Consider the following 2,971-nt stretch of genomic DNA (forward strand, 5'->3'; position numbering starts at 1 on the left):
GAACAAAATCGTCAAAAATGCCAACGGGAAAAATGTGGCGAAATTCATAAAAGAAAGAAAAGGCGTCTAAACCCTTTAAATAAAGGAGATAGGCGCCTTTCGCACTGTTAAAACTGTAAAAGATGGGATTATACCACTCTGAAAAAAACATGACTACATCAATTGTGGTATTTTTCACAAATGAAAGCATTAACAAATAGAGAAAAACAAAAAAGGATCTATAAAAGATCCAATTTTACTTATGATAATTCCGATTCGCATCGATCATAAATGCTCGGTAGATCTGCTCTAGAATAAGAATACGCGTCATCAAATGCGTAAAAGTAAGATCTGAAAGCTTCCAGCGATGATCAGCCCGCTGCGCTAATTCTTTTGAAGGCCCTAAACTTCCCGCAATCACGAACACGATCGATTTCCCTTCATCCCTTAATCTCTTCAGCCGCTTGGAAAACGATAAACTATCGTCCATAGTTCCATGTAAATCAAGTAAGATCACAAAATCAGAAGGTTTCAACTTTTCTAAAACTCGTTTCCCTTCTAGATCTTTAATCCTTTCACATTCCTTTTCACGATCTGCATGTGTATTGGCTTCATCCTTGACTTCAATGATTTCAAGTTTTTCAAAGGACCGAATACGCTTTCCGTATTCTTTCTCTAATTCTTGGAGTGCCTTATCCTTATTCTTTCCTATGCAAATCAGTTTCAAAGCACGGCCTCAACTGGAAATTGGGCGGTTAGTTCTTGAACCATCTTCTTCACTTGATGGGCATATTCGTCCGTACCATTACTCAAGACTTCCACGATCCAACGTCCGATCTGTTCAAATTCTTTTTCTTTGAATCCTCTTGAAGTCATAGCTGCCGTTCCTAAACGGATCCCGCTAGTGACAAATGGTTTTTGGGTTTCAAATGGAATCGTATTCTTATTGCATGTGATTCCCGCTTCATCTAATAACCGTTCTGCTTCTTTTCCTGTTAAACCAACAGAAGAGATCGTATCCAACAAGATCAAGTGATTATCGCTTCCTCCAGATACGACTTTCCAACCAGCATCTTTAAAAATAGTCACTAAAACTTGCACATTATCAAGAACTTGTTGCATGTATTCTTTAAACTCTGGTTGACTTGCTTCCCATAAACAAATCCCCTTTGCTGCGATCACATGCTCTAGAGGTCCGCCTTGCATGCCTGGAAAAATACGTGAATCTAGTTTTTTAGCAAATTCTTTTTTACAAAAAACCAATCCACCTCTTGGCCCTCTTAACGTTTTGTGGGTCGTTGTAGTTACAAAATCTGCATAAGGAATTGGCGAAGGATGAAGTCCTGCTGCCACTAAACCTGCAATATGAGCCATATCGACCATCAAGTAACTTCCCGCTTTATCCGCAATTTGGCGAAGCCGTTCAAAATCAATAATTCGTGGATATGCGCTCGCACCAGCTACAATTAGCTTTGGATGATTCTCCAGTGCTAATTGTTCCAACGCATCATAATCGATCACTTCATCTTCTCGAGTGACTCCATAAGGAATAAAGTTATAATTCCTACCCGAAAAATTTAATGGATGCCCATGCGTCAAATGACCACCTGCCGCTAAGTCCATTCCTAATACTGTATCTCCTGGTTCTAAGATCGTAGTGTATACAGCCATGTTGGCTTGCGAACCAGAATGTGGCTGAACATTCGCATGCTCTGCATGGAAAAGCTCTTTAGCACGATCGATCGTTAGCTGTTCTGCCTCATCAATATGAATGCACCCTCCATAATAACGTTTCCTAGGATATCCTTCCGCATATTTATTTGTAAGAACAGATCCTTGCGCTTCTCGAACTTCTTTTGATACAAAATTTTCCGAAGCGATCAGCTCGACATTGAGCTTTTGTCTCTCTTCTTCCTTTTTTATGATTGAAAACATTTCAAGATCTTTCATTATCTTTTTCTCCTTTTCATTCGATTATAACATGGACAGAAGAAAGACAAGAGGAAAGTTTTTAGTCGATCCGATCGAGCTCCTCTTCTATCTCATTTCGATCTATACAATATCGAATGAATCGCTTCATCAATAAAAGCGCATTTTCTTCATTCTCGCTCAACAACATTTCTGGATGCCATTGAACCCCGAATATCGGCTTATTTTTGTGTTCGATCGCTTCTATCACACCATCTTTAGAAAGAGCACTTATTTTAAAATCGTCCGCTAACTTTTTTATAGCTTGATGATGAAATGAATTCACCAAAATTTGTTCTGGATAGAATTGAGATAGCCAACTATCGGATTCAATAAAGACGAAATGGGAATAGTCGGCTCGATTGCCTTTTTGAAAATGGTGGAAAGCCTTTGTATTTTGACTTTCAAGATCTTGATAAAGACTACCCCCATGAGCGACATTGATCAGTTGGTGTCCTTTACAAATTCCAAGAATGGGTATTCCTAAGTTCTCAGCCAGATTTAAAGCATCTATAAAAAAATCATCATTTTTGCGATTGATCCTTCCTAATTTTGAATGTTCCGTCTCCCTGTATAAAAGAGGATCGATGTCCCATCCTCCGCTTAAAATCAAACCATCACAACGTAAAAGAAGGACTTCGAGATCCTTTATGGGAAGATCAGTCAACACCATTGCGATTCCTCCAGCCTTTTTGATAGCTTCAATATAATCTTCATTTAGCCGAACATATCGTTGACCGATAAATTGGTCCGATGGATCTTTTAAAATTTGAGCAGCAATTCCAATAATTGGCTTCAATGCGATTCTCCTTTCATTTGATTTTTATTTCTAAATAAACCATGACATGATTATAGTATCTGAACACAAAAAATACCAGAAAGCATACACTTTCTGGTCTTCTCTAGAACCGGCAGCGTCCTATTCTTGCAGGCGCTAAGCCAACTACCTTCGGCGATGGAGTGCTTGACTTCTGTGTTCGGGACGGGAACAGGTATTTCCACTTCTCTGTCACCACCGGATCTT

Annotated in this window: 3 protein-coding genes and 1 rRNA gene; all 4 read right to left on the bottom strand. The window is 39.1% G+C overall.

Annotation, left to right across the window (positions count from 1 at the left end):
- Positions 1–235: 235 nt before the first annotated feature.
- A complete protein-coding gene (locus BO225_RS00930) occupies positions 236–706 on the bottom strand; it encodes a 23S rRNA (pseudouridine(1915)-N(3))-methyltransferase RlmH (RefSeq protein ID WP_076340419.1) in 471 nt (156 codons plus the stop codon).
- Complete coding sequence (locus tag BO225_RS00935; protein ID WP_076340420.1) at positions 703–1,929, bottom strand: serine hydroxymethyltransferase; 1,227 nt, start codon at positions 1,927–1,929, stop codon at positions 703–705. Before BO225_RS00935 ends, BO225_RS00930 begins: the two co-directional genes overlap by 4 nt.
- 61 nt (positions 1,930–1,990) lie before the next feature.
- Positions 1,991–2,746 (bottom strand): gamma-glutamyl-gamma-aminobutyrate hydrolase family protein, encoded by a 756-nt coding sequence (locus BO225_RS00940; RefSeq protein ID WP_158023767.1) that lies wholly within the window; start codon positions 2,744–2,746, stop codon positions 1,991–1,993.
- Between the two features lie 107 nt (positions 2,747–2,853).
- Positions 2,854–2,967: ribosomal RNA gene (gene rrf / locus BO225_RS00945) — 5S ribosomal RNA — on the bottom strand.
- Between the last annotated feature and the right edge of the window lie 4 nt (positions 2,968–2,971).

This window comes from Dubosiella newyorkensis, from assembly GCF_001945605.1.
In the GTDB taxonomy this organism is placed as follows: domain Bacteria; phylum Bacillota_I; class Bacilli_A; order Erysipelotrichales; family Erysipelotrichaceae; genus Dubosiella; species Dubosiella newyorkensis.

What these genes read in the sequence shown, in the direction of transcription:
- BO225_RS00935 (WP_076340420.1), bottom strand. Translation starts at nt 1,929, where the DNA reads ATGAAAGATCTTGAAATGTTTTCAATCATAAAAAAGGAAGAAGAGAGA.